The following is a 24,037-nucleotide window of genomic DNA, read 5'->3' as shown; positions in this document are numbered from 1 at the left end:
AGAAACGTCACGTCGTCAGCCGTACGGGGTGACCATGCGACCAGAAAAAAAGGACCGCGCTTTCGGCGCGATCCCTTTTTTAGAGCCTGCTCTTGGAAGCGTCGGGCGCTCTAGCCCCGGAGCTTGCGAGTCAGCGTCTCGAGATCGTGGCTCAAGGCGCTGTCCTCGGCGCGCAGCGCTTCGATCCGACGCACGGCGTGGAGTACCGTCGTGTGATCGCGGCCGCCAAACCGACGGCCGATGTCCGGCAGCGAGCGGGTGGTGAGCTGCTTGGCCAACCACATGGCGGCCTGCCGGGGACGGGCGACGGCGCGGTTGCGGCGCTCGCTCAGCAGGTCGGCCTGCTTCATACCGTAGTGCTCGGCGGTGGCCTTCTGGATGTCGTCGATGGTGATGCGCTTTTCACCCGAACGCAGGTGCGGACGCAGGATCGCCTGCACCTCGTCCAGCGTCATCCGCGAAAGCCCCTCGCCGGCCCGGGCCGACAGCGTGTTCAAGGCGCCTTCCAGCTCGCGGACGCTGTCCGTGAAACGATCGGCGAGGAACTGCATGACTTCGGGCCGCATGGTCGGGTCAAAACCGTGCGCCGCCGCCAAGGTCTGGATCTTACGCTCCAGGATCCCAAGCCGCAGATTGCGGTCGGCCGGCTCGAGGCCGCAGACCAGACCCGCCGACAGGTGCGAGCGGAGGTGCGCGTCCATCTCGGTCATCGCCGACGGCGGACGATCAGCTGAGAAAACGACGCGGCCGCCCTCTCCCACCAGCGCGGTCAAAGTGTGGAACAGCTCTTCCTGGGTCGACTGCTTGCCGGCGATGAAGTGGACATCGTCGATGATCAGAAGGTCCGCAGCGCGCAGCTCTTCCTTGAAGGCTGCGGTCTGGCGGTCCATGACCGCGCGCACGAACGTCGAGAGGAAACGTTCTGCGGTCAGATAGACCACGCGCTTGTCGGGCGCGTTGCGCATGGCTTCCCAGGCGAGGGCGTTCAGCAGGTGCGTCTTGCCGAAGCCATAGGGGCCATGGAACAGCACGGGATTGAAGTGACCGTCAGCCCAGTTGGCGATCCGACGCGCAACCGCGTGCGCGAATTCGTTGGCCGGACCGGGTACGAAGGTCTCGAAGGTGAAGCGTTCCTGCAGGCCCTGAGTGCGCGGCGACTTCGCGCTGGGCGCAACGACGCTCGGGGCGTCGGTCGACACGGGAAGGACAATCTCGATCGGTTCGGCGGCGACGGCCTTGGGGGCGGCCTCGACATAGACACCCGCCGCAGCCTCGAATTCCAGGCGCGACTTCAGCTCGATGCGACGACCTGTCGCATCATGCGCGGTCCAAAGCTCACCGATCCGACGCCAGGCGCTGCGACGAATCCAGTCGCGGGCGATGCCCGTCGAGGTAACAAGAACGACGTCGCCGGTGGCGGCCTCGCGCAGCATCGCCGGAGCGATCCACGACCCAAAGGCCGCATCACCCAGCTCGCGCTTCAAAGCCACGCAAACCTTCGACCACACGCTCGCCGACGGCTCGCACGCCGTCGCGATCGCCGCCGAGAAGTCCTGGCTGGCAACCCCGCCCTTCATGGTCATTCGTTCACCGCCTTGCACAAAAACAATCGCCGCATCTCAGCCGCCGCCCCCCATGGCGCGCGACCGTTTTTCCCAACGCGCACAGGTTCTTACTCGGCGAACACGATCGGTCCGCCGCCGCCTTGTTTTGTCCAAGACTGGAAGAGCGTTGAGACCCTTAAACTAGCTAGCGGTCCGGGCCGGTCAAACGGAAAACTTGCGTCCGATCGCGGATATTTCTGTTGACTCGCGAGAGGCCCTCGCCCCGCAAGGGAATAGCGTCTTCGACTACTCAGATCACAGATTGCAACACTAGGAATAGAACGTTGGATTCAAAGCAAAAGCCGACCAGGTTGCCCTGATCGGCCTTTGTAAATCTTTGAAAAGATTGAACGAACGGGGTTCGTCCAGAATCTTGACTAGGCGGCGGCCTTGTCCAGCTTCTTCAGGCGGGCGGCCAGGCGCGAGACCTTCCGCGAGCCCGTGTTGGGGTGAACCACGCCCTTCGAAACGGCGCGCATCAGCTCGGACTGGGCCTCTACGAACGCGGCCTTGGCGACGGCGACGTCACCCTTGGCGATCGCGTCTTCAAACTTGCGCAGGAAGGTGCGGACGCGCGAGCGGCGAGCGGTGTTGACTTCAGTGCGGCGAGCGATCTTGCGGATCGCTTTCTTGGCGCCGGGATTATTGGCCATTGGTCGGACCTTCAAACGGACAGCCGCGCGGGCGGCCGCGAAGCAGGTGGAAATGTGAGCGCGCGGATATACGGGAAGCGCTGGCCGGGGTCAACGGTCCACAGGCAGGATTCCCGAGGTCGCTTCGCCGTCACCGTTTCGGTTCAGGATCACACGCCCTTGAACGCGGGTTTACGCTTCTCGACGAAGGCTGTCATGCCTTCCTTCTGATCTTCGAACGCGAACAGCGAATGAAACAGTCGGCGCTCCAAGGCGACGCCGGTTGTCAGCGTCGTTTCATAGGCGGCTTCGACGAGCTCCTTGTTCATCGCCACAGCCAGCGGCGATTGACTGGCGATCTTCGCGGCGATCGCCAAGGTCTCATCGACCAAGCTGTCGGCGGGGAAGATGCGCGAGACCAGGCCCGACCGCTCGGCTTCTTCCGCGCCCATCATTCGGCCGGTCAGGATCATGTCCATGGCCTTGGACTTCCCCACAAAGCGGGTCAGGCGCTGGGTGCCGCCAATGCCAGGGGCGACGCCCAGATTGATTTCGGGCTGACCGAACTTGGCGGTGTCGGCGGCCAGGATGAAGTCGCACATCATCGCCAGCTCGCAGCCGCCGCCCAGGGCGTAGCCTGCCACCGCGGCGATGATTGGCTTGCGGCACTGCTCGATCGCGCGAGCCCCGGCCGTGAAGAAGTCGGCCTTGAACATCTGGGCGTAGCTCTTGTCCGACATCTCCTTGATGTCAGCGCCCGCGGCGAAGGCCTTGGCCGATCCCGTCAGGACGATGCAGCCCACCCCATCATCGGCCTCGGCGGTCGCCAGCGCCTGGGCCAGCTCGCCCAGCAGGACGGTGTTGAGTGCGTTCAACGCCTCCGGGCGGTTGAGACGGATCAGGGTGACGCCAGGCGCGCTCTCCGGCGCTTCGACGATCAGGGTCTGGAACTGGGCCATCGGGTTCTCCTGCTTGAACCGGCGCAGTTATAGAGTGGGCTGACGCCTTGGCGAGCCCCCGGCTTCAAAGCCGCACGCGCTCCAAGATACGCGAGGCCTAACCCTCGGCCGCGACGACGCCAAACTGGATCCAGAGCGCTTTGTCCTTGAGGTTCTTGCGAACCCACGCGGCGTGGACTTCGCGCTCAGCGTCGGTGGAGCGCGGCGCCAAAGGCCTGGAACGGGCGCCATACGAACCCTGGACCGCAGCAGAGACGGCCAACACCCCGACGGAGTGGGTGAGTTCGAGGGCGCGCTCCTTGCCGCCCTGCAGCTCCAAATACACCTCGGCCAAAAGGTGGGCGTCGATCAAGGCGCCGTGCTTGTCGCGGCTGTCCAGGCTGATCTTGAAGCGCTTACAGAGCGCGTCGAGCGAGTTGTACATGCCTGGAAAGCGCTTCTTGGCCATGGCCAGGGTGTCGACCCAGCGCTCTTCCAGGATCGGCGCCTTGCCGCATTTCTCCAGTTCGAAATTCACGAACTGCCGGTCGAAGGCGGCGTTGTGCGCCACGACCACGCTATCGCCGACGAAGTCGAGAAACCGGTCGGCGATCTCGTGAAATTTCGGCTTGCCGGTCAGAAAGGCGCTGGACAGGCCGTGCACCTTCTCGGCCTCGGCCGGCATGTCACGCAGCGGGTCGCAATACTCGTGGAACGATCGCCCGGTCGGCATGAAGTCGACCACCTCGATGCAGCCGATTTCGACCAGGCGGTCGCCGGTCTTGGGGTCGAAACCGGTGGTTTCGGTATCGAGGATGATCTCGCGGGCCATGGCCCTTCAATGGAGCCGTTCGCGGCCCGCTTCAAGCCGAGGGAGCGGTTCTCAACAGAGTCAGAAGGTCGCGGACCTGCCGGCGCGCGTGGTCTAGGCCTTGCCCTGTGTCGATGACGAAATCAGCGCGCGCACGCTTTTCCGCATCTGGCGTCTGGCGCGCCAGGATGGCTTCGAACTTTTCCGCCGTCATCTCCGGACGGGCCAGGACGCGCTCCCGCTGAACGTCTGCGGGAGCTGACACCACAACCACCTTGTCGACACGCTTCTCGCCGCCCGTTTCGAACAGTAGCGGGATGTCGAGCACCACGATCTCATGGCCCTTCGCCTTGGCCTCCTCGAAGAAGCCTATGCGGTGGGCGCCGACGAGCGGGTGAACGATCGCCTCCAGCTTGGCCAGGGCTTCGGCGTTTCCAACGACCTCCGCGCTGAGCTTGGCCCGGTCGATCGCGCCATTCACGACGACCCCGGGAAAGGCCGCCTCCACCGGCGCGACGGCGGCTCCGCCCGTCGCGTAGAGGGCGTGGACAGCCGCGTCGGCGTCGTAGACCGGCACGCCTTCGTCCTGGAACATCCTGGAGGTTGTCGACTTACCCATGCCGATCGAACCGGTCAGCCCAAGGATCAACATGTCAGGCCTCTCCCAACAGCTTGAGCGCCAAGCTCCTGACGTCGACTGCGGAGGAGGGGGCCTGGCCATAGATCGCCTCGAACGTCGGGATCGCCTGGCGCAGCAGCATCTCCAGCCCGTCCACCGTGCGGCGGCCAGCGGCCTGAGCGCGGCGCAGGAACTCGGTTCGCAGCGGCTTGTACACCATGTCCATTACGACAGCGCTTTCGGGGGTCAAGGTCAGGTCGGCCGCAGGTCCCGCGTCGCCGCCCAGACCCAGCGAGGTGGCGTTGATCACCAGACCCGCTCGCCGTAGCAGGTCGGGAAGGGAGTCCTCGCCGTGGGCGAGGACCTTCTCCCCGAATGCGTCGGCCAAGTCCCGGGCCCGCGCGACGGTGCGGTTCACGACAGACACTTCAGGCGCGCCGGCCAGCAGCAGGGCCGCCACCGCGCCACGCGCCGCGCCGCCTGCGCCCAGGATGACCAGTGGGGCGGCGGTCACGTCGAAGCCCGGCGTCTGAACCGCAATCGCGCCCAGCAGACCCGGACCATCCGTGTTGTCTGCGTGGATCCGACCATCGTCCCCGAAGAGCAGCAGATTGGCGGCGCCGGCCATCCGCGCCAGATCGCTGGCGGTGTCGGCCGCCGCGAGGGCGCGCTCCTTGAAAGGAATGGTGACATTGAGGCCGCGCACCGCGCCGCCTCGAAGTCCGTCGATAAAGGTCTCGAACCGGTCGGCGGCGGGCGCAAACGGAACATAGGCCGCATCGAGACCGGCGGCGGCGATCCAGGCGTTATGGATCACCGGGCTCATCGAGTGCTTGATCGGCTGGCCGCAGACGCCGCCAACAATGGCCGCCCCTGTCAGGGAATTGCTCATGCCGACAGGGCTCCATGAAGACGCAGGAAATCCAGCAGACCGATCAGCGGCAGACCCAGGATCGTGAAGTAGTCGCCATCGATCTGGTCGAACAGCTGAACGCCCTCGCTCTCCAGTTCATAGCAGCCGACCGACCAGAGGAGGGCCTCGCCGCGGCGTTCGATATAGGCGTCGAGCCAGGCGTCGCTGAACGGACGCACCGAAAGTTTCGCACTTTCGACAATCCGCCAGATCGGCTGGCCGTCGCGCGCCACCACCACGGCCGAGTGCAGCTTGTGGGTGGCGCCGCGCAGCGCCAGAAGACGCGCGCGGGCTTCTTCGAGCGAGTTGGCCTTGTCGATCAGCTGGCCCTTCAGGTCGAGGGTCTGGTCCGCGCCGATGACTAGTCCCGGACGCTTGGTCGAGACCTTGACGGCTTTCATCTCGGCCAGGGCGTCGGCGATGTCGCGGGGCGTGACCTCTTCGGCCAGCAGCCCGGCCTTGGCCGCGTCCTCGTCGACGCCCGGACTGACGGCCTCGAAGGCGACACCAGCGTTACGGAGGATCATCTGGCGCGCCGAGCTTTGCGAGGCGAGCGTGACGGGGATCAGGCTCATCCCAGGACCTCGACCTTGCCGCGTCCTCCGGAAAGCAGGTTGATGACCGCCGCAGCGGTCTCCTCCACGGAGCGACGGGTGATGTCGATCACGGGCCAGTTCTGACGCTCGAACAGACGGCGCGCGGCGATGATCTCCTGGCGGACCGCGTCGCCGTCGACATAGTCGCTTTCGCGGTTCTCCTTGAGGGAGAGCAGGCGGTTACGCCGGATCTGGATCAGACGATCAGGAGAGGTGATAAGGCCGACGATCAAGGTGTTCTTCAACTCGAACAACTCGGGCGGCGGCGGGCGGCCTGGCACCAGGGGCACATTGGCCGCGCGCACGCCGCGATGCGCCAGATAGATGCAGGTCGGCGTCTTGGAGGTTCGCGACACCCCCACCAGGATGACGTCGGCTTGGGTCAGGTCCTGTCCGCCCTGACCGTCATCGTGGGCGATGGCGTAGTCCAGCGCCTCGATCCGGTCGAAATAGTCGTTGGTCAAGGCGTGTTGGGCGCCGACCCGTGTCGAGATTCGCGCGCCCAGATAGCGGGACATGGCGCTGATCACCGGATCCAAGGCGGCGATGCACGGCATCTCCAGCTTGCGACAGCCGTCTTCGAGCGCGGCGCGCAGGCCAGGGTCGACGATGGTGTGCATCACAACGCCTGGCGCGCCAGCGATCTCCTCAAGCGCTCGATCCAACTGCCGAGTGGAACGGACCAGCGCATAGATGTGTTCGATCGGCAGGATGTCCGTGAACCGGGCGCATACCGCCCGAGCCATGGCGTTCAGGGTCTCGCCGGTGGAGTCCGAAACCAGGTGGATATGGAAGTAGGTGGCGAAACGGGGCGGCAGCCTCTCGCCTTCACCCTGAGCCAGACTCTCCTGTGGATCATCCGTTAACGGTTGCTTAACCACTTGCCCTGCCTCTGGGGACGTCCGGGCGCCGAACGGCCCCGAAGACGTCGTGACATGGCGCCGCTGTGATCAACGGTCGCATTGCTCGCCTATCATCCCCAGGCCTGCGCCGCATCCCCAGAAGTCTGAATCCGGGTTGTCCAAAGACGTGGGGCGAGTCCCTCGCGGGGTTTTTCGCACGCCCCCCTGCGTTAAGAATTTATTAAGGCCTTCAAGGCGCTGCTGGATCATCCACATGATTAACAGAGCGTTAACCCCATGTGGGAAGGGCTGGGGGAAACGCGGGACGGGGTGTGCGAGTCACTCGCCTCTCAGGCGTTTTCCCCACTTTGCAGTTGCCCTTCCGCTCCCTCCTTCAATCTTAATTTCTTATTAAGATATGTTAGAAAGATCTTAAGGGACGTCCGGGCTTGAGCCGAAGCCCGCGCCGGGCTTTAACGCCAGCCATGACGTCTCCCGCACAGACCCCGAAATTTCTCTCCGCGCTGCAAGGCGAGGCCCATGCGAACCCTCCGGTGTGGTTCATGCGTCAGGCGGGCCGGTACCTGCCGGAGTATCGCGCGGTGCGCGCGACAGCGCCGGACTTCATCAGCTTTTGCTTTGATCCTGAGAAGGCCGCCGAAGTCACCTTGCAGCCCATGCGTCGGTTTCCGTTCGACGCGTCGATTGTTTTCGCAGACATCCTGCTGATCCCGGGCGCTTTGGGCCAGAAGGTCTGGTTCGAGGCCGGCGAGGGGCCGAAGCTGGGTGATATGCCGTCTGTGGAGTCCATGGCTGAGAGAGCCGGGGAGGCGGGTAAGGCCCTTTCGCTCGTCGGGGAGACGCTGACCCGGGTTCGCTCAGCGCTGGATCCGGATAAGGCCCTGATCGGGTTCGCCGGGGCGCCCTGGACCGTGGCGACCTATATGATCGAAAAGGGATCCAGCGACCGTAGCGGCGCGCGGACCTTCGCCTATCAGAACGCCGAGACGCTGGACGCGCTGATCCAGGTGCTGGTCGACGCCACGATCGATTACCTGGCCATGCAGGTCGACGCTGGCGCTCAGGCGTTGAAGCTTTTCGAGAGCTGGGCCGAGGGCTTGTCGGAGCCGCTCTTTGACCGACTGGTTACGCAGCCGCATATCCGCATCGTCGAGGGCCTTCGGGCGCGCGGTGTCACGGTCCCGATTATCGGTTTTCCGCGTGGCGCTGGGACCTTGGTCGAGGACTACGCCGACAAGACGCCGGTGCAAGGCGTGGCGCTGGACACCTCAGCTTCCGCGAAGCTGGGAAAGACGATTCAGAAGACCAAGACCATTCAGGGCGCGCTGGATCCACTTTTGCTCCGCGCCGGCGGAGACGCCTTGCTCAAACGGGTCGATGAAATGCTCGAGCAGTGGAACAACGGCCCTTATATCTTCAACCTCGGCCATGGCATTCTTCCCGACACGCCGATTGCGCATGTCGAGGCGGTGCTTGAGCGGGTGACGGGACAGAAGGTGGGCCAGTGACGCAGAAGCTCGCCGTCGTTCTCTTCAATCTCGGCGGGCCCGATGGCCCTGACGCCGTCCGGCCATTTCTGTTCAACCTCTTCCGTGATCCCGCGATCATCGGGGCGCCGGCGCCGATCCGCTATCCGCTGGCGGCCTTGATCTCGACCACGCGCGAGAAGTCCGCCAAGGCCAACTACGCCATCATGGGCGGAGGCTCGCCCTTGCTGCCCGAAACGGAAAAGCAGGCCAGCGCCCTCGAAGCCGCCTTGGCGGTTTCGATGCCGGGCGTCGAAGCCAAGTGCTTCATCGCCATGCGCTACTGGCATCCGCTGACCGGCGAGACCGCGCGTCAGGTAGCGGACTTCGCGCCCGACCAGGTGGTTCTGCTCCCGCTGTACCCGCAGTTCTCGACGACCACGACGGGTTCATCGCTGAAGGCGTGGAAGAAGGCTTACAAGGGCTCAGGCGTTCAGACGACGGTGGGCTGCTATCCGACCGAGACGGGTCTGATCGAAGCCCATGCGCGAATGATCCGCGAAACCTGGGAAAAGGCCGGGTCGCCGACCAACATCCGTTTGCTGTTCTCGGCTCACGGTCTTCCTGAAAAGGTCATCCTGGCCGGCGATCCCTACCAGAAGCAGGTCGAGGCCACGGCCGCGGCGGTCGCCGCGCTTCTGCCGGCGCAGATCGAATGGACCGTCTGCTACCAGAGCCGCGTCGGACCGCTGAAGTGGATCGGACCCTCCACCGATGACGAGATCCGCCGCGCCGGCGGGGAAGGCAAGGGGGTCATGATCACCCCGATCGCCTTCGTCTCCGAACATGTCGAGACCCTGGTCGAGCTGGATCACGAATATGCCGAACTGGCCGAAGAGGTCGGCGCGGCGCCCTATCTGCGAGTCGCGGCCCTGGGCACGGCGCCGGCCTTCATCGACGGTCTTGCGAAGGCTGTCCGGCAAGCCGTCGACAGCAAACCTGGAACGACGAGCTCGGCCTGCGGCTGGCGGTGCGGACCGGAATGGTCCAAGTGCCCGTGCCGGCAAGGAGCTTCGACGTGACCGATTTCCTGGTGGCGCACTTCAACCTAGTGCGCGGTCTGCACATTCTGGCGGTCATCGCCTTCATGGCGGGCATGCTCTATCTGCCCCGTCTGTTCGTCTACCACACCCAGGCGCAGCCCGGGTCGCAGATGGACGAGACCTTCAAGGTGATGGAGCGTCGTCTCCTGAAGGGCATCATCAATCCGGCCTCGATCGCCACGGCGGTGTTTGGCCTGGGCTTGATCCTGGCCGATGGCCAGATCCGAGGGTGGGATTTCCTGCTGCAGCCCTGGATGATCGCCAAGCTGACGGCCCTGGTTGGCCTCTACGGCTTCCACGGTTTCCTGTCGGCCTCGCGCAAGAAATTCGAGAAGGGCGAGAATGTCCGCTCCGAAAAGTTCTGGCGGATGGTCAACGAGATCCCGTTCGTGCTGGCGATCATCATCGTGATCTCGGTGACGACGAAGTACTTCAACCACTGAGCTTTCGGCGGCGGCGCTTGACCCGCCGCCGTCCGCGTGGTTTGCATCCACGGTCGGTTCGGCGCTCGCCGGGCCTCTTCTCCCACGGACTGGCGCCCGTCCTGGCGCGCCCGCGAGCGATCCCGCCGCAAGTCCGTTCCCCGAACGATCCGCGTCATCGTCAACAGACGCGCATATCCGGTGCACCGGATGTGACCATCGCCATTCTATCGGCCGGACTCCGTTGTGGGGACCGCGCCTATTCTTGAGTCTTGTCATGACCGAAGAAACCGAAAACCAGGTCCCGGCCGCCGAAGAGGCGACCATTGCAGACACCGTCGCGGATACGGTTGACGTCACCACCGAAGCCGCAGTCGACGCCGGAGCGGAAGGCGAGGGCGACGACGAAGGCAGCGACATCGCCGCCGCCGTCGCAGCGCTCGGCCTGAAGTCCATGTCCCTGCAGGAGCTGAAGGAAAAATCCCCGGCCGACCTGCTGGCGTTCGCCGAGACCTTCGAGGTCGAGAACGCCAACTCCATGCGCAAGCAGGACATGATGTTCGCGATCCTGAAGACCCTCGCCGAGGAAGGCGTGGAGATTTCGGGGTCGGGCACGATGGAGGTGCTGCAGGACGGCTTCGGTTTCCTGCGCTCGCCTGAAGCCAATTACCTGCCGGGTCCGGACGACATCTATGTCTCGCCGTCGCAGATCCGGAAGTATGGCCTGCGCACGGGCGACAGCGTCGAAGGCGCCATCCGGTCGCCGCGCGAGGGCGAGCGCTACTTCGCCCTGACCAGCGTTTCGAAGATCAATTTCGAGAGCCCCGATAACGTGCGCCACAAGGTGCACTTCGACAACCTGACGCCGCTCTATCCCGAAGAGCGCCTGAACATGGAGCTGCCCGATCCGACGGTGAAGGATCGCTCGGGCCGCGTGATCGACATCGTCGCCCCGCTGGGCAAGGGCCAGCGCTGCCTGATCGTCGCCCCGCCGCGCGTCGGTAAGACGGTGATGCTGCAGAACATCGCCAAGTCGATCGAGACCAACCACCCCGAGTGCTACCTGATCGTCCTCCTGATCGACGAGCGCCCTGAAGAAGTCACCGACATGCAGCGCACGGTGAAGGGCGAGGTGATCGCCTCGACCTTCGACGAGCCGGCGACCCGTCACGTCCAGGTGGCCGAGATGGTCATCGAGAAAGCCAAGCGCCTCGTTGAGCACAAGCGCGACGTTGTCATCCTGCTGGACTCCGTCACCCGTCTGGGCCGCGCCTACAACACCACCGTTCCGTCCTCAGGCAAGGTGCTGACCGGCGGCGTCGACGCCAACGCCCTGCAGCGTCCCAAGCGCTTCTTCGGCGCGGCGCGGAATGTGGAGGAGGGCGGCTCGCTCTCGATCATCGCCACGGCCCTGATCGATACCGGCAGCCGGATGGACGAAGTCATCTTCGAAGAGTTCAAGGGCACCGGTAACTCGGAAATCGTCCTGGACCGCAAGGTGGCCGACAAGCGCATCTTCCCGGCCATCGATGTGCTCAAGTCGGGCACCCGTAAGGAAGAGCTCATCACGCCGCGCGACCAGCTGCAGAAGACCTATGTCCTGCGCCGCATCCTCAACCCGATGGGCGCGTCGGACGCGATCGAGTTCCTGCTCGACAAGCTGCGCCAGTCGAAGACGAACGGCGACTTCTTCCAGTCGATGAACACCTGAGTCCAAATAGACTCATACCGAAATAGAAAAGGCGCCGGTGCTACCCGGCGCCTTTTTTGTTGGGTCGTACTGGTAAGGCCCTACGGAACCAGCAGGGTGGCGCCGACAGTCCTACGCCCCTCCAGAGCTTCGTGGGCGGCGCGCGCCTCGGCGAGAGGGAAGGTCTGGCCGATGTCGATCTTGACGGCGCCAGAGGCGAGCACCGAGAACAGCGCCTCGGCGCTCTCGTCCAGTTCCTCGGTCGTCACGATGTAGTCGAACAGCTTTGGCCGGGTGACGAAGGCGGACTTCGGCGCCAAGGCGAGCGGGGGGAACGCCGGCGCTGGACCGGAGGCGTTGCCGAAGGTCACCAGCATCCCGCGCCGGGCCAGGCTGGCCAGGCTGGCCTCCCAGGTATCCTTGCCGACGCCGTCATAGACGACCGCCACGCCTTGGCCACCTGTGAGTTCGGCCACCCGAGCCGCCACATCTTCGTGGCTGTAGTTGATTACATGATCGGCGCCGAGATCGCGGGCGATATCCGCCTTCGCCGCCGAGCCGACGGTAGCGACCACCGTCGCGCCGAGGGCCTTGCACCATTGAACGAGGATCTGTCCGACGCCGCCAGCGGCTGCGTGGACGAGAACCCAATCGCCTTGTTTCACGTGAAAACACCGACGAACTAGAAACTCGGCGGTCATGCCCTTCAACAGCGCCGCTGCGGCGACGTCCAGACTGACGTCGTCCGGAACCTTGACGGCGCGGTCGGCAGGAACGACCGCCGCTTCGGCGTACGCGCCCATGGTCCCGTTGTAGGCGACACGATCGCCGCAGTTAAATCGGTTGACCCCTTCGCCCACAGCCTCAACCACACCGGCGGCTTCCAGCCCGATCACCAGCGGGGTTTTCACAGGATAAAGACCCGACCGATGGTAGGTGTCGATGTAGTTCAGACCGACGGCGTGATGGCGAACCAGGATCTGACCGGGACCAGCCGAGGGCAGGGGCAGATCGACGACCTCCAGAACCTCGGGCCCTCCGGCTCTGACGGCTTGGATGGCGAGCATTAGGCGAGCGCCTTCTGGAAGAAGCTCAGGCTGCGGCCGTTGGCCTTGGCCGCGTCAGCCGCGTCATAGTGGGCGCCGCCCTCGCGGGCGAAGGCGTGGTCGCGGCCTTCGTAGGTATGGATCTCGATCTGCGGGTGATCCTTCAGGGCGTTGAGGATCAACTGCTGCGCTTCGGGCGGCACGAACTGGTCCTTCTCGGCGATGTGCATCAGCAGTGGGCGGGCCAGCTTTTCGGCCTCGCCGACATGCTTCTCGATCCCGACGCCGTAATAGGAGACGGCGGCGTCGATGTCGGTGCGGGTCGCGGTCAGGAAGGCGAGTAGGCCCCCCAGGCAATAACCGACCGCGCCCACCTTGCCGTTGACGCCGTCCAGCTTGCGCGTAGCGGCGATGGTCGCGGCGATGTCCGAAACACCGGCGTCCACGTCAAACGCGTTGAACAGTTCAAAAGCCTTCTTCCATTCGGCTTCGCTCTGGTCGGTGATGTCGATACCGGGCTCGATCCGCCAGAATAGGTCCGGACAGATAGCCACGAAGCCCTGAGCGGCGAGGCCGTCGCAGATGTCGCGCATCACCTTGTTGACGCCAAAGATCTCCTGGATCACGACGATGGCTGGGGCGCGGCCCGCCTTCGGGCGCGCCACATAGGCCGAGAAGGCGCCATCGGCGGTGTTGATCGTGAGGGTCTCGCTCATCGGGGCTCTCCGTCGCTTTCGGGTCCACAGGACCAATGTGACTTTCGACCGAAGCGCTCTACCCTGACCCGGCGGGCTTGCCCCATAACAAAATCGTGCCCTGACCGAAGGGAACTCTGATGAAGATGACGATCGAGATTGACTGCACACCGGTCGAGGCGCGCGCCTTTCTAGGCCTGCCCGACGTGAGCGCCCTGAACGAGCACCTGGTCAAGGAGATGCAGAACCGCATGGACGCCAACATGGCGATGCTGGCGCCCGAGGAACTGATGAAAAACTGGATGGCTTTCGGGGCGGGCGCCCAGGAATCCTTCCGGAAGCTGATGACGGCGGCGGCCGGCGCGGCGGTCGGCGGCGCGACTCCAAAGCGCGACTGAGGCCATGACGGATACGATCTTCGCCCTGGCCACCGCGGCGGGGCGGGCGGCGGTCGCCGTGGTGCGCATTTCCGGCCCGCGATCCCATGACATTGTCACGGCGCTCTGCGGCCGACCGCCGGCCCCGCGTCAGGCGGCCGTGCGCAAGCTGCGTCACGACGGGGTGGTTATCGACGAGGCTCTGGTTCTCCGCTTCGAGGGGCCGGCCAGCTACACGGGCGAGGACAGCGCGGAGTTTCACGTGCACGGCGGCCGGGCCGTGGTGGAGGCGTTGCTGAAGGCCCTGGCCGAGCTGGGCGCGCGCCTGGCTGAGCCTGGCGAATTCACACGGCGGGCGTTCGAGAACGGCAAGCTGGATCTGGCCCAGGCCGAGGGCGTAGCCGATTTGATCGATGCGGAGACCGAGGCGCAGCGACGCCAGGCGCTGGGGCAGTTGGGTGGGGCTCTGAGCCAGCGTTATGACCGTTGGCGCGACTTGCTGGTCCAGGCCCTGGCGATGCTCGAGGCCGCGGTCGATTTCCCGGACGAGGATCTTCCGGAGGAAGTCGCGGAACGCGCGCGACCCGGCCTTCGCCAGCTCAGCGCCGAACTGGACGCGGCGCTTTCGGACGTTTCCCGGGGACGGCGTGTCCGGGACGGTTTCAGGATCGCGCTTGTGGGGGCCCCCAACGCCGGCAAGAGCACGCTGCTCAATGGGCTTGCCGAAAGAGACGCGGCGATTGTAACCGACGTCGCCGGCACCACTCGCGACGTGATCGAGGTTCCTCTCGTGCTCGGCGGTTACAAGGTGCTGCTCGGCGACACGGCGGGGCTTCGCGAGACTTCTGACGCGATCGAGGCCGAGGGCGTTCGCCGGGCCAAGGCCTGGGCCGAGGATGCGGATCTGCGTCTGTGGGTCGTGGATGGTTTTCACGTGAAACAGGCTGAGCATCGTCCGGACGCTATTCGCGCCGGGGATTGGCTGATCCTCAACAAAGCCGACATCGCAGATGCAGCCAACTTGGCGGCCGCCGCCGATCAGTGGGCCGGGCAGGGGCTTTCGGTCCTGCGCCTGACGGGCAAGTCCGAGGAGGGCGCCGCCACCCTTCGTAACGCGCTCGCCTTACACGTGGCTGAGGCGCTGTCGGGCGCCGAGTTCCCAGCAGCGACCCGCCTGAGGCACGCCGAACGGCTGGTGGAGGCCAAGTGTTATCTTGAGCGCGCCTTGTCCGACGTCGGGTTGGAGGTTGAGCTTGCCGCCGAGGATGTTCGGCTCGCAGCGCGCGCCTTGGAGAAAATCTCAGGACGCATTGATCCTGAGGACGTGCTGGGTCGGGTTTTCTCGACCTTCTGTATCGGCAAATGATGTTTCACGTGGAACATCCCCCATATTGTCCACAGCACGCTCACAGCTGTGGCGGGGGTGTTTCACGTGAAACGCCGATGAGTCACATCGACCCGCTCGCCTGATTGGCGTATAGATCGAGTCCAGCGCCCCCGCTCAAGCCCGGGGGCGTTCGCATTGAGGCGAGCGTCTTGTCCAAGTCTTGGGATGTCATTGTCATCGGCGGCGGTCACGCCGGCTGCGAGGCGGCGGCCGCTGCGGCGCGTACCGGCGCGCGCACCCTGCTTCTGACCCATAAGCTGGAAACCATCGGCGAAATGTCTTGCAACCCGGCCATCGGCGGTCTGGGCAAGGGGCATCTGGTCCGCGAGATCGACGCCCTGGACGGCGTCATGGGACGGATGGCTGACAAGGCCGGCATTCAGTTCCGGATGCTGAACCGCTCCAAGGGACCTGCCGTGCGCGGGCCGCGGTCTCAGATTGATCGGCGGCTGTATCGCGAGGCGATGCAGGCTGAGCTGTCTTCCACGGGAAACCTCGAGATCATCGCCGCGGCCGCCGAGGACTTGATTGTTGAGGATGGCAAGGTGGCTGGCGCGTTGGACGCGGCCGGCCAAGCCTATCGCGCGTCGCGCGTGATCCTCACGACCGGCACCTTCCTGAAGGGCGTCATCCACCGGGGCGAGGATCGCATCCCGGCGGGCCGGGTCGGCGACCAGCCCGCGATCGGTCTTTCCGACCGTCTGTATGGTCTGGGCTTCCAGATGGCGCGGCTGAAGACCGGGACGCCCGCGCGTCTCAACGGCAAGACCATCGCCTGGGAGCGCCTGGAGAGCCAGGCGGCGGACGACACGCCAACGCCGTTCTCATACCTGAACGACAAGATCGACGTGCCGCAGATCGCCTGCGGCGTGACTTACACCACCGAAGAGACCCATCGGATCATCGCCGAGCGGATCGGTGAGTCGCTGGTCTATAGCGGCCGCGCCACGGGTGTCGGTCCGCGCTATTGCCCGTCGATCGAGGACAAGGTCGTCCGCTTCGCCGACAAGACCAGCCACCAGATCTTCCTCGAACCCGAGGGCCTGGACGACGACACCGTTTATCCGAACGGCATCTCGACCTCGGTTTCGGAAGAGACCCAGCTGCTGTTCCTGCGGACCATCCCTGGTCTGGAGCAGGTGGAGGTCATCCGCTACGGCTATGCGATCGAGTACGATTATGTCGACCCGCGCGAGCTGTATCCGACCCTTGAGACCAAGCGCTTGCCGGGCCTGTATCTGGCGGGGCAGATCAACGGCACGACGGGCTATGAGGAGGCGGGCGCCCAAGGTCTGGTCGCCGGTCTCAACGCAGCCTTGGCGGTCCAAGGTCGCGAGCCCGCGATCTTTGCGCGCGATGAGGCCTATATCGGCGTGATGATCGACGATCTCGTCACCCGTGGTGTCACAGAACCCTATCGGATGTTCACGAGCCGGGCCGAGTTCCGCCTGACCCTGCGCGCCGACAACGCCGACCAGCGCCTGACTGATCGCGGGATCGGCTTGGGTGTGGTTGGCGAGCGGCGTGCGAAGGCGTGGGCCGAGAAGAAGGCTCGTCTCGAGGCTGCCCGGGCGTTCGCGCGCTCTGTCACTCTGACGCCGAACGAGGCGGTGAAGGCGGGCTTCAAGGTCAATAGCGATGGCGTACGGCGGGATGTCTTCGCCATGCTAGCCTATCCCGATGTGAAGCTCGATGACCTCGGCCGGATCTGGCCCGAGGTTTTCACGTGGAACACCGATGTCCGCGAGCAGATCGAGATCGAGGCCGCCTATGCCGGCTATCTGGATCGCCAGCGGGCCGATGCTGAATCGCTTCGCAGGGACGAGGACCTGCGCCTGCCGGCCGACCTCGACTATGCCGACATCGGTAGCCTCTCCAACGAGGTGCGCGAGAAGCTGGCGCGCGTGCGTCCTTTAACTCTGGGCCAGGCGGCGCGGATCGAGGGCGTGACCCCCGGCGCGCTGACGGCGCTGCTGGCCCACGTGAGGCGCGGCCGTGCAGCCTGATCTCGCCCTTGCACCTGAAACCATCCTGGACGCCGCCGGCTTTCAGGCCCGGGTTGGCGCCACCGACGCCCAGATCGAAGACCTGGCGCGCTTCCAGGAACTGCTGGCCGAATGGAACGAGGTCATGAACCTGGTGGGGCCGCTGACCATCGCGACCTACTGGACCCGTCACGCCCTGGACAGCGCCCAGCTGATCCCCCTGGCGCCGGAGGCGGTCACCTGGGCCGATCTGGGCGCCGGCGCGGGTCTGCCCGGCGTTATCCTGGCCATACTTCTGAAGGGTAGGGCCGGCGCCAAGGTGCATCTGGTCGAGTCGATGACCAAGCGCTGCCGCTTTCTCGAGGTCGTGGCCAAGGATCTCGACCTCCCCGTCCAGATCCACAACGCCCGGGCCGAGGATCTGAAGCTGAAGGTCGATATCGTCACCGCCCGCGCCTGCGCGCCGATGACGAAGCTGCTCGGCTTCGCCGAGCCTTATCTGCGCAGCGGCGCCGTCGGACTGTTCTTGAAAGGGCAGGATGTCGAGGCCGAACTCTCCGAGGCCCGCAAGGTCTGGACGTTCGACGCCGATCTGCGCACCAGTCAAAGCGACCCTCGGGGCCGCATCGTTCAAGTGAAGAGGCTTTCCCGTGTCCGTTAATCCTCTCCGCGTACTGGCCATCGCCAATCAGAAGGGCGGGGTGGGGAAGACCACGACCGCAATCAATCTGGGCACCGCCCTGGCCGCCTGCGGCGAGCGCGTTCTGCTGATCGACGCCGATCCGCAAGGCAACTGTTCCACGGGGCTTGGCATCGGGCGCACCCAGCGTCGCACCACGCTCTATGACGTGTTGATGGGCGAGGCGCCGGTGGTCGACGCGGCCGTGAAGACCGAGCTTCCGGGGCTGGACGTCATACCTGCCGACGCTGATCTGTCGGGGGTGGAGATCGAACTGGGTCAGACCGCCCGGCGGTCCTACCGGCTGCGCGACGCGCTGGAGGCGATCCGCGCCAATGGCCCCTATACCTACGTACTGATTGACTGCCCGCCGTCGCTCAACGTGCTGACCGTCAACGCCATGACCGCCGCCGACGCGGTGTTCGTTCCGCTTCAGTGCGAATTCTTCGCCCTGGAAGGCCTGACGCAGTTGATGCGGACGATCGAGCGGGTGCGCGGAAGCCTCAATCCGCGCCTCGAGATTCAAGGCGTTGTGCTGACGATGTATGACCGCCGCAACAGCTTGTCGGAACAGGTCGCCAAGGACGTTCGGGAGCACTTTGGCGACAAGGTCTATGACGCGGTGATCCCGCGCAATGTTCGCGTTTCCGAGGCTCCGTCGTTCGGCAAGCCTGTGCTGCTGTACGACCTCAAATGCGCCGGCAGCCAGGCCTACCTGAAGCTGGCCCGTGAAGTGATCAGCCGAGAACGCGATCGCCAGGCCAAGGCCGCCTGAACCCAACCGTTAGAACCGTAGCTTGACTGAGATTGTGATGGAGTCCGTCGTGGTGGGAGAGCCCGGTATGTCCGAAGGGCGTCGTGGTCTGGGGCGAGGACTTTCCGCCTTGCTGGGCGAGGTCGACGCCGCCCCGGCTCAGGCCCCGGGCGAGCAGTTGGGCGGCTCACGTGAAGCGCCCATCGAGGTTCTGCAGCGCAATCCCGACCAGCCCCGCCGGACCTTCCGTGAGGAAGACCTCGAGGACCTGTCCAACTCGATCCGCGAGAAGGGCGTGCTGCAGCCGATCCTGGTGCGGCCGTCGCCCGACACCGCTGGGGAATACCAGATCGTCGCCGGTGAGCGTCGCTGGCGGGCGGCTCAGCGCGCGGGCCTGAAGACTGTACCGATCATGGTGCGCGAGCTGGACGACCTGGCGGTGCTGGAGATCGGCATCATCGAGAACGTCCAGCGGGCGGATCTGAACGTCCTGGAAGAGGCGCTTTCCTACAAGGTGCTGATGGAGAAGTTCGAGCGCACCCAGGAGAACATCGCCCAGACGATCGGCAAGAGCCGCAGCCACGTGGCCAACACCATGCGCCTGCTGGCCCTACCGGATGAGGTCCAGTCGTACCTGGTCAGCGGCGAGCTGACGGCCGGTCACGCGCGCGCCATCGCGGCCGCCGCAGACCCGGTTGCTCTGGCCAAGCAGATCATTGAGGGCGGGCTGTCGGTGCGCGAGACCGAGGCTCTGGCGCGCAAATCCCCGAACGCTGGTCCCGCAGGGAAAAGCAAGGGCGGGCGGCCGCCGCGCGTGAAGGACACCGACACCCAAGCGCTTGAGTCCGATCTGTCCTCCGTCCTCGGCCTTGATGTCTCGATCGACCATCGTGGGGCCACTGGAACGCTGACCATCACCTACGCCACGCTCGAGCAACTCGATGACCTCTGCAACCGACTGACGCGCGGAATGTGATCAGGCGCACACAAAAGGGTGCGATCGCCCGGTTTTCCGGTGCAAAATCACCCTTTCAAAATCGCCTCTGTCGCGCACGCAGCGGCGCCTTTCCGTAGCAGGGGAGGCGCCGTTTTCGTGAGGCGAGGGCTCCCTCTCAGGATATCGGGCGCAAGCGATTGCCGGATAAGGCTTTCTCGGAAAGCATCCACAGCGGCGCAAAGGCCCCAAATTCGGGCCTGAACGCGCTCACGCTGACTAAAGGCCCAATCGGCGTGCGCGACCGGCGATCATCAAGGCCAAACGCTCGGCGATCAGCTGGTCCGGGGATCCAGAGGTCTTGCAAGCGCGGTCGGCGATCAGAATCTCGCCCTGGATCTCGAGGATGGCTTCCAGGTTCCAGGCGCGCGCCTGGCGGAGGAATTCGCGCTCCTGTTTCCAGAAGACGCCGGCGGCCTTGGCGGCGGCCTGTAGGTCGACGCCATTCTTGTGCAGGGTGAGGACGCGCCGAAGGCGTCCCAGATAGTAGCCCATGGCCCGGACGGCGGCGGGCCCGCCTTCACCCTCGGCGGCCGCCCGGCGGAGCGCCTGCTGGGCGGCGCCCAGCTTTCCGCCAAAGGCGTCCGCCGCAGCGTCGCTGAGCGACGCTTCCGGCTCCACGCCGAGAAAGTCGGTCAGATCCGCGGCTGTGGCGTTGATGCCGCTGCCCGGGCCCAGATAGAGGGCCAGGCGTTCAATCTCGGCGCGGGCGACGCCGCGCTCCTTGGGCAGTCGCGAAACGAAGAGCTCCAACGCTTCGCTGTTCAGGCTGACCTTGTCATTCGCCAGCGTGTCGCGCGTCAGGCGGGCCAGATCGCCGGCCTCGTCCTCGTAGCAGGGGATGACGGCGCACCCGCTGGCTTTCTCGCCGACCTTCCGAAGCTGGGAGTCTCGACCCAGGGCGCCCGCTTCGACCAGAAAGAAGGCGTCCGGGTTCAGCTGGCCTTCGACATGCCGGGTCAGCGCTTCGGCGGCCTGCTTGTCCGGGCCGGCTTTCTCTCCCGAGAGCCGCAGGCGCACCAAACGGCGCCCGCCCATCAGCGACATGGCCGAAAGCTCGTCCTCCAGCTTGGCCGGATCGGCGTCGAGATCGCCATCGGTAAGCTGTGCGGTGTCGAACGGATCGTCCGGTCGCTCGACGACGCGCCGCGCGAGCGCGTTGGCCCGGTCACGCACCACGCCCCGATCCTTGCCGTAGATCACCACGGCCCGGATGTCCGGGGTCGGCTCCTTGAGGAAGCGTTCGACGTCCGGACGCTTGGACAGGATCATAGGGCTTAGGCCGGCTTCTTTCCCGCCAGCCAGGTGGCGAGATCCAGCTGGATCTTACGCGCGGCTTCGGCGGCGGCGCGCTCTTGGCCGTCCTGCTGGGCGGCGATGGCGGCATAGGGTTGGTCAGCCGAGTCGTAGGTCACAGACACGTCCGTGCGGCCCTTGTGAACCTCGCCGCCGGTCTTGGCGTCGAGAAGCCGCCAGTCGACGCTCATGCGCAGCTCGTAGCGGTTGGCGACATTGTCCAGGCGGACACCGCGGGCGAAGCGCTGCTCATTGACCGAGAAATAGAGCTTGTAGGCGGCCGCAGAACCGGGACGGTGCGCCAGGGCGTCGTCGAGTTGCTCGCGCAACAGGTAACCGCCGCGCCCCTCGGCGGCGACCGTCTCAATGCTCGAGAGCCCGCCCTCGACGCCAGGACGGCCGTACAGGGGCGTGAAGCCGGCGCAGGCCGACAGAGCCATTGTCGAAAGGGCCAGGCCGGCCGCCGCCAGGGTGCGCTTCATCGCTTGGGGTCTCAATTGGCCACGATATTGACGATACGGTCCTTGACCACGATCACCTTGCGAACCGTCAGGCCCTCAAGGTGGGCCATGACGTTGGGATCCGCCAGAGCGATTTTCTGAACCTCATCCTCCGCCGCGCCCGCCTTGACCTTGATCTCGCCACGGCGCTTGCCGTTGATCTGGATCGGCAGGACCCGTTCATCATCAGCGGCGAGTTCGGGGTCGGCCTTGGGCCAGGGCGCGTTAACGACCATGCCCTCGCCGCCGATGCGCGCCCAAGCTTCCTCGGCGAGGTGGGGCGTGAAGGGGGCCACCAGGCGCGCGAGGATGTTCAACGCCTCAGCGCGCGCGGCCAGAACGGCCTCCGAAGCGCCTTCGGCCGGTGCGGCCCTCAAGGTGTTCAGGAATTCGTAGAGGCGCGCCACGCCGCTGTTGAAGCGGAAGCCCTCGATGCTGTCGGTGACGAAGCCGATCAGCTTGTGCGCCGCCTTGCGCAAAGCCATGGCCGTTTCGTCCGAGGCGTCATGGGCGAAGTCGCCGGCAGGCTGGCTGTCGAACTCGTTCCACAGACGGTGCGTGAAGCGCCAGCTGCCCTCCACGCCGGAATTGGTCCACTGGACATCGCGCTCGGGCGGGCTGTCGCTCATCACGAACAGGCGAGCGCTGTCGACGCCATAGGCTTCGAAGATGTCCTCTGGGGCGACGACGTTCTTCTTAGACTTCGACATCTTTTCGATGTCGCCGATGATGATCGGCGCGCCGGTCTTGGCGTGCTTCGCCGTACGCACATTGCCTTCGGTCGTAATGACCACGTCCGACGGCTCCACCCACTCGCCGCCCACGTTCTTGTAGGCCTCGTGAGTGACCATCCCCTGGGTGAACAGGCCCGCGAAGGGCTCTTCAACCGAGAGCAAACCCTCGTCCTTCAGGGCGCGGGTGATGAAACGCGCGTACAGCAGGTGCAGGATCGCGTGCTCGACGCCGCCGATATACTGATCGACCGGCATCCAGTGATCGGCGGCTTCTTTCCCGACCGGCTCGGCGGCCTGGGTGTCCGCGAAGCGGGCGAAGTACCAGCTGGAGTCGATGAAGGTGTCCAGCGTATCGGTTTCACGCTCGGCCGCTCCGCCGCAGTACGGGCAGGTGGTGTGCCGCCAGGTCGGGTGACGCAGCAGCGGGTTGCCCGGCTTGTCGAAGGTGACGTCCTCAGGCAGAGCCACGGGCAGCTGCTCTTCCGGCACCGGTACGACGCCGCAGGCCTGGCAGTGGATCACCGGGATCGGGCAGCCCCAGTAGCGCTGGCGTGAGACGCCCCAGTCGCGCAGGCGATAGACCGTCGCGCCCTGGCCCTGGCCAGCCGCTTCGATCCGCGCCACGGCCTCGGCCTTGGCCGCCTCAACGTCCAGACCATCCAAGAACTTCGAATTGAAGATCTTGCCGGGTCCGACATAGGCCTCTTTGCCGACCGTGAAGGTCGCCGGATCCTCGCCGTTCGGCAGCACCACAGGCAGGACGGGCAGGTCGTACTTGCGGGCGAAATCGAGGTCGCGCTGGTCGTGGGCCGGGCAGGCGAAGATCGCGCCCGTGCCGTAGTCCATCAGGATGAAGTTGGCGATCCAGACCGGCAGGGTGATCGACGGGTCCAGCGGGTGTTTCACCCGCAGGCCGGTGTCGTAGCCCAGCTTTTCGGCGCTCTCGATCTCGGCTTCCGAGGTGCCTCCCTTGCGGCAGTCGGCGATGAACTGCTGGATCTGCGGGTTCTCGACCGCCAGCTGCTCGGCCAGCGGATGCTCCGGGGCGATGCCGACGAAGCTGGCGCCGAACAGGGTGTCGGGACGTGTGGTGTAGACCTCCAGCCCCTCGGCCAGTCCGTCGGGCGCCTCACCATCGAACTGGAACTTGAAGCGCAGCCCCTTGGAGCGGCCAATCCAGTTCTCCTGCATCAGGCGAACCTTGTCGGGCCAGCGGTCCAAGGTTTTCAGTCCGTCGATCAGGGCGTCAGCGTAGTCGGTGATACGCAGGAACCACTGAGTCAGCTTGCGCTTCTCGACCGTGGCGCCCGAGCGCCAGCCCTTGCCGTCGATGACCTGTTCGTTGGCCAGGACGGTCATATCGACCGGATCCCAGTTGACCGAGGCTTCCTTGCGATAGACCAGGCCGCGCTTCAGCAGGCGCAGGAACCAAGCTTGCTGCTTGCCGTAGTACTCCGGGTCGCAGGTGGCGAACTCGCGCGACCAGTCGACCGAGATGCCCAGGGACTTCAGCTGCTCGCGCATGGCGGCGATATTGTCGTAGGTCCAGCCCTTGGGGTGGACGCCGCGTTCCATCGCCGCGTTCTCGGCCGGCATGCCAAAGGCGTCCCAGCCCATCGGGTGCAGAACGTTGAAGCCCTGGGCGCGCTTATAGCGGGCCACCACGTCGCCCATGGCGTAGTTGCGGACGTGGCCCATATGGATGCGGCCCGAAGGGTACGGGAACATCTCGAGCACGTAGTATTTCGGACGGCCGTCGTTGATTTCGCCGGTCTTGAAGACGTCGGCCTTCGCCCAGGCTTCACGCCATTTGGGTTCGGTGTCTTTGGGATTGTAGCGGGCCATCGGAAACCAGGTCTTGATCGGCGGAAAGCGCGCCCGGAAGGAGCGTCCGCGATGTCATAAGCGGTTTCGCGGTCCAGGCGCGCGGAAA

Annotated in this window: 23 protein-coding genes; 10 read left to right on the top strand and 13 right to left on the bottom strand. The window is 65.3% G+C overall.

Annotated features, from left to right (window positions below; all coding sequences use genetic code 11):
- Window positions 1–110 precede the first annotated feature (110 nt).
- The 8 genes from dnaA to J2X45_RS09710 form a co-directional block, all read right to left on the bottom strand.
- A complete protein-coding gene (gene dnaA, locus J2X45_RS09745) occupies window positions 111–1,583 on the bottom strand; it encodes a chromosomal replication initiator protein DnaA (protein WP_310214096.1) in 1,473 nt (490 codons plus the stop codon).
- Window positions 1,584–1,981: 398 nt separating this feature from the next.
- Window positions 1,982–2,257: a 30S ribosomal protein S20 gene (gene rpsT / locus J2X45_RS09740; RefSeq protein ID WP_004617408.1), complete on the bottom strand. Its 276-nt coding sequence runs from the start codon at window positions 2,255–2,257 to the stop codon at window positions 1,982–1,984.
- A 149-nt stretch (window positions 2,258–2,406) separates the two neighbouring features.
- Window positions 2,407–3,195, bottom strand: a complete 789-nt coding sequence (locus J2X45_RS09735; RefSeq protein ID WP_310214095.1) for an enoyl-CoA hydratase — start codon at window positions 3,193–3,195, stop codon at window positions 2,407–2,409.
- A gap of 97 nt (window positions 3,196–3,292) precedes the next feature.
- Window positions 3,293–4,006: a DNA polymerase III subunit epsilon gene (gene dnaQ, locus J2X45_RS09730; protein ID WP_310214094.1), complete on the bottom strand. Its 714-nt coding sequence runs from the start codon at window positions 4,004–4,006 to the stop codon at window positions 3,293–3,295.
- Between the two features lie 31 nt (window positions 4,007–4,037).
- Window positions 4,038–4,637 (bottom strand): dephospho-CoA kinase, encoded by a 600-nt coding sequence (gene coaE, locus J2X45_RS09725; RefSeq protein ID WP_310214093.1) that lies wholly within the window; start codon window positions 4,635–4,637, stop codon window positions 4,038–4,040.
- A 1-nt stretch (window position 4,638) separates the two neighbouring features.
- Window positions 4,639–5,496, bottom strand: a complete 858-nt coding sequence (aroE, locus tag J2X45_RS09720; protein ID WP_310214092.1) for a shikimate dehydrogenase — start codon at window positions 5,494–5,496, stop codon at window positions 4,639–4,641.
- A complete protein-coding gene (locus J2X45_RS09715) occupies window positions 5,493–6,092 on the bottom strand; it encodes a Maf family protein (RefSeq protein WP_310214091.1) in 600 nt (199 codons plus the stop codon). Before J2X45_RS09715 ends, aroE begins: the two co-directional genes overlap by 4 nt.
- Entirely contained in the window at window positions 6,089–6,994 is a 906-nt protein-coding gene (locus J2X45_RS09710; RefSeq protein ID WP_310214089.1) for a pyruvate, water dikinase regulatory protein, read from the bottom strand. The genes J2X45_RS09715 and J2X45_RS09710 overlap by 4 nt, the downstream gene beginning before the upstream one ends.
- A 446-nt stretch (window positions 6,995–7,440) precedes the next feature.
- On the opposite strand from J2X45_RS09710, the gene hemE reads away from it, so the two are divergent.
- From hemE to rho, 4 genes are all read left to right on the top strand, one after another.
- The gene (gene hemE / locus J2X45_RS09705) at window positions 7,441–8,484 is read left to right on the top strand and encodes a uroporphyrinogen decarboxylase (protein WP_310214087.1); all 1,044 of its coding nucleotides are present in this window, start codon (window positions 7,441–7,443) and stop codon (window positions 8,482–8,484) included.
- Window positions 8,481–9,524 (top strand): ferrochelatase, encoded by a 1,044-nt coding sequence (gene hemH, locus J2X45_RS09700; RefSeq protein ID WP_310214085.1) that lies wholly within the window; start codon window positions 8,481–8,483, stop codon window positions 9,522–9,524. The genes hemE and hemH overlap by 4 nt, the downstream gene beginning before the upstream one ends.
- Window positions 9,485–9,988 (top strand): CopD family protein, encoded by a 504-nt coding sequence (locus J2X45_RS09695; protein WP_404980034.1) that lies wholly within the window; start codon window positions 9,485–9,487, stop codon window positions 9,986–9,988. Before hemH ends, J2X45_RS09695 begins: the two co-directional genes overlap by 40 nt.
- Window positions 9,989–10,244: 256 nt before the next feature.
- Entirely contained in the window at window positions 10,245–11,678 is a 1,434-nt protein-coding gene (gene rho, locus J2X45_RS09690) for a transcription termination factor Rho (protein ID WP_310214081.1), read from the top strand.
- Between the two features lie 80 nt (window positions 11,679–11,758).
- Here the strand turns inward: rho and J2X45_RS09685 are convergent, their stop codons facing one another.
- Both J2X45_RS09685 and J2X45_RS09680 read right to left on the bottom strand, forming a co-directional pair.
- Window positions 11,759–12,724 (bottom strand): quinone oxidoreductase, encoded by a 966-nt coding sequence (locus J2X45_RS09685; RefSeq protein ID WP_310214079.1) that lies wholly within the window; start codon window positions 12,722–12,724, stop codon window positions 11,759–11,761.
- Window positions 12,724–13,419 (bottom strand): dienelactone hydrolase family protein, encoded by a 696-nt coding sequence (locus tag J2X45_RS09680; RefSeq protein WP_310214078.1) that lies wholly within the window; start codon window positions 13,417–13,419, stop codon window positions 12,724–12,726. Before J2X45_RS09680 ends, J2X45_RS09685 begins: the two co-directional genes overlap by 1 nt.
- Window positions 13,420–13,538: 119 nt before the next feature.
- Here J2X45_RS09680 and J2X45_RS09675 point away from each other — a divergent pair, with 119 nt between their 5' ends.
- The 6 genes from J2X45_RS09675 (at window position 13,539) to J2X45_RS09650 (ending at window position 19,556) form a co-directional block, all read left to right on the top strand.
- The gene (locus J2X45_RS09675) at window positions 13,539–13,796 is read left to right on the top strand and encodes a DUF6489 family protein (RefSeq protein WP_310214077.1); all 258 of its coding nucleotides are present in this window, start codon (window positions 13,539–13,541) and stop codon (window positions 13,794–13,796) included.
- A gap of 4 nt (window positions 13,797–13,800) precedes the next feature.
- Window positions 13,801–15,141, top strand: a complete 1,341-nt coding sequence (gene mnmE / locus J2X45_RS09670; RefSeq protein ID WP_310214076.1) for a tRNA uridine-5-carboxymethylaminomethyl(34) synthesis GTPase MnmE — start codon at window positions 13,801–13,803, stop codon at window positions 15,139–15,141.
- Window positions 15,142–15,311: 170 nt separating this feature from the next.
- Window positions 15,312–17,168, top strand: a complete 1,857-nt coding sequence (gene mnmG / locus J2X45_RS09665; protein ID WP_310214074.1) for a tRNA uridine-5-carboxymethylaminomethyl(34) synthesis enzyme MnmG — start codon at window positions 15,312–15,314, stop codon at window positions 17,166–17,168.
- A complete protein-coding gene (gene rsmG / locus J2X45_RS09660; protein WP_310214072.1) occupies window positions 17,158–17,808 on the top strand; it encodes a 16S rRNA (guanine(527)-N(7))-methyltransferase RsmG in 651 nt (216 codons plus the stop codon). The genes mnmG and rsmG overlap by 11 nt, the downstream gene beginning before the upstream one ends.
- On the top strand, window positions 17,798–18,601 hold the full coding sequence (locus J2X45_RS09655; protein ID WP_310214070.1) for a ParA family protein: 804 nt from the start codon (window positions 17,798–17,800) through the stop codon (window positions 18,599–18,601). Before rsmG ends, J2X45_RS09655 begins: the two co-directional genes overlap by 11 nt.
- Before the next feature lie 37 nt (window positions 18,602–18,638).
- Window positions 18,639–19,556: a ParB/RepB/Spo0J family partition protein gene (locus J2X45_RS09650; RefSeq protein ID WP_310214410.1), complete on the top strand. Its 918-nt coding sequence runs from the start codon at window positions 18,639–18,641 to the stop codon at window positions 19,554–19,556.
- 237 nt (window positions 19,557–19,793) lie between these two features.
- Here the strand turns inward: J2X45_RS09650 and holA are convergent, their stop codons facing one another.
- The 3 genes from holA to leuS are packed head-to-tail and all read right to left on the bottom strand — an operon-like array spanning window position 19,794 to window position 23,949.
- Window positions 19,794–20,846: a DNA polymerase III subunit delta gene (gene holA / locus J2X45_RS09645; protein ID WP_310214069.1), complete on the bottom strand. Its 1,053-nt coding sequence runs from the start codon at window positions 20,844–20,846 to the stop codon at window positions 19,794–19,796.
- Between the two features lie 5 nt (window positions 20,847–20,851).
- Window positions 20,852–21,352 (bottom strand): LPS assembly lipoprotein LptE, encoded by a 501-nt coding sequence (lptE, locus tag J2X45_RS09640; protein WP_310214067.1) that lies wholly within the window; start codon window positions 21,350–21,352, stop codon window positions 20,852–20,854.
- A gap of 11 nt (window positions 21,353–21,363) precedes the next feature.
- Complete coding sequence (gene leuS / locus J2X45_RS09635; RefSeq protein ID WP_310214065.1) at window positions 21,364–23,949, bottom strand: leucine--tRNA ligase; 2,586 nt, start codon at window positions 23,947–23,949, stop codon at window positions 21,364–21,366.
- Window positions 23,950–24,037 lie beyond the last annotated feature (88 nt).

Source organism: Caulobacter sp. BE264 (assembly GCF_031457805.1).
GTDB lineage: Bacteria > Pseudomonadota > Alphaproteobacteria > Caulobacterales > Caulobacteraceae > Caulobacter.
Note: the sequence above shows the minus strand (reverse complement) of the source record. Positions and strands in the feature narration are given on the sequence as shown.

Bases quoted from the DNA above. Each gene is read 5' to 3' on its own strand.
- dnaA (WP_310214096.1), bottom strand. From the start codon at position 1,583: ATGACCATGAAGGGCGGGGTTGCCAGCCAGGACTTCTCGGCGGCGATC.
- rpsT (WP_004617408.1), bottom strand. From the start codon at position 2,257: ATGGCCAATAATCCCGGCGCCAAGAAAGCGATCCGCAAGATCGCTCGC.
- J2X45_RS09735 (WP_310214095.1), bottom strand. From the start codon at position 3,195: ATGGCCCAGTTCCAGACCCTGATCGTCGAAGCGCCGGAGAGCGCGCCT.
- dnaQ (WP_310214094.1), bottom strand. From the start codon at position 4,006: ATGGCCCGCGAGATCATCCTCGATACCGAAACCACCGGTTTCGACCCC.
- coaE (WP_310214093.1), bottom strand. From the start codon at position 4,637: ATGTTGATCCTTGGGCTGACCGGTTCGATCGGCATGGGTAAGTCGACA.
- aroE (WP_310214092.1), bottom strand. From the start codon at position 5,496: ATGAGCAATTCCCTGACAGGGGCGGCCATTGTTGGCGGCGTCTGCGGC.
- J2X45_RS09715 (WP_310214091.1), bottom strand. From the start codon at position 6,092: ATGAGCCTGATCCCCGTCACGCTCGCCTCGCAAAGCTCGGCGCGCCAG.
- hemE (WP_310214087.1), top strand. From the start codon at position 7,441: ATGACGTCTCCCGCACAGACCCCGAAATTTCTCTCCGCGCTGCAAGGC.
- J2X45_RS09695 (WP_404980034.1), top strand. From the start codon at position 9,485: ATGGTCCAAGTGCCCGTGCCGGCAAGGAGCTTCGACGTGACCGATTTC.
- rho (WP_310214081.1), top strand. From the start codon at position 10,245: ATGACCGAAGAAACCGAAAACCAGGTCCCGGCCGCCGAAGAGGCGACC.
- J2X45_RS09685 (WP_310214079.1), bottom strand. From the start codon at position 12,724: ATGCTCGCCATCCAAGCCGTCAGAGCCGGAGGGCCCGAGGTTCTGGAG.
- J2X45_RS09680 (WP_310214078.1), bottom strand. From the start codon at position 13,419: ATGAGCGAGACCCTCACGATCAACACCGCCGATGGCGCCTTCTCGGCC.
- J2X45_RS09675 (WP_310214077.1), top strand. From the start codon at position 13,539: ATGAAGATGACGATCGAGATTGACTGCACACCGGTCGAGGCGCGCGCC.
- mnmE (WP_310214076.1), top strand. From the start codon at position 13,801: ATGACGGATACGATCTTCGCCCTGGCCACCGCGGCGGGGCGGGCGGCG.
- J2X45_RS09650 (WP_310214410.1), top strand. From the start codon at position 18,639: ATGGAGTCCGTCGTGGTGGGAGAGCCCGGTATGTCCGAAGGGCGTCGT.
- holA (WP_310214069.1), bottom strand. From the start codon at position 20,846: ATGATCCTGTCCAAGCGTCCGGACGTCGAACGCTTCCTCAAGGAGCCG.
- lptE (WP_310214067.1), bottom strand. From the start codon at position 21,352: ATGAAGCGCACCCTGGCGGCGGCCGGCCTGGCCCTTTCGACAATGGCT.
- leuS (WP_310214065.1), bottom strand. From the start codon at position 23,949: ATGGCCCGCTACAATCCCAAAGACACCGAACCCAAATGGCGTGAAGCC.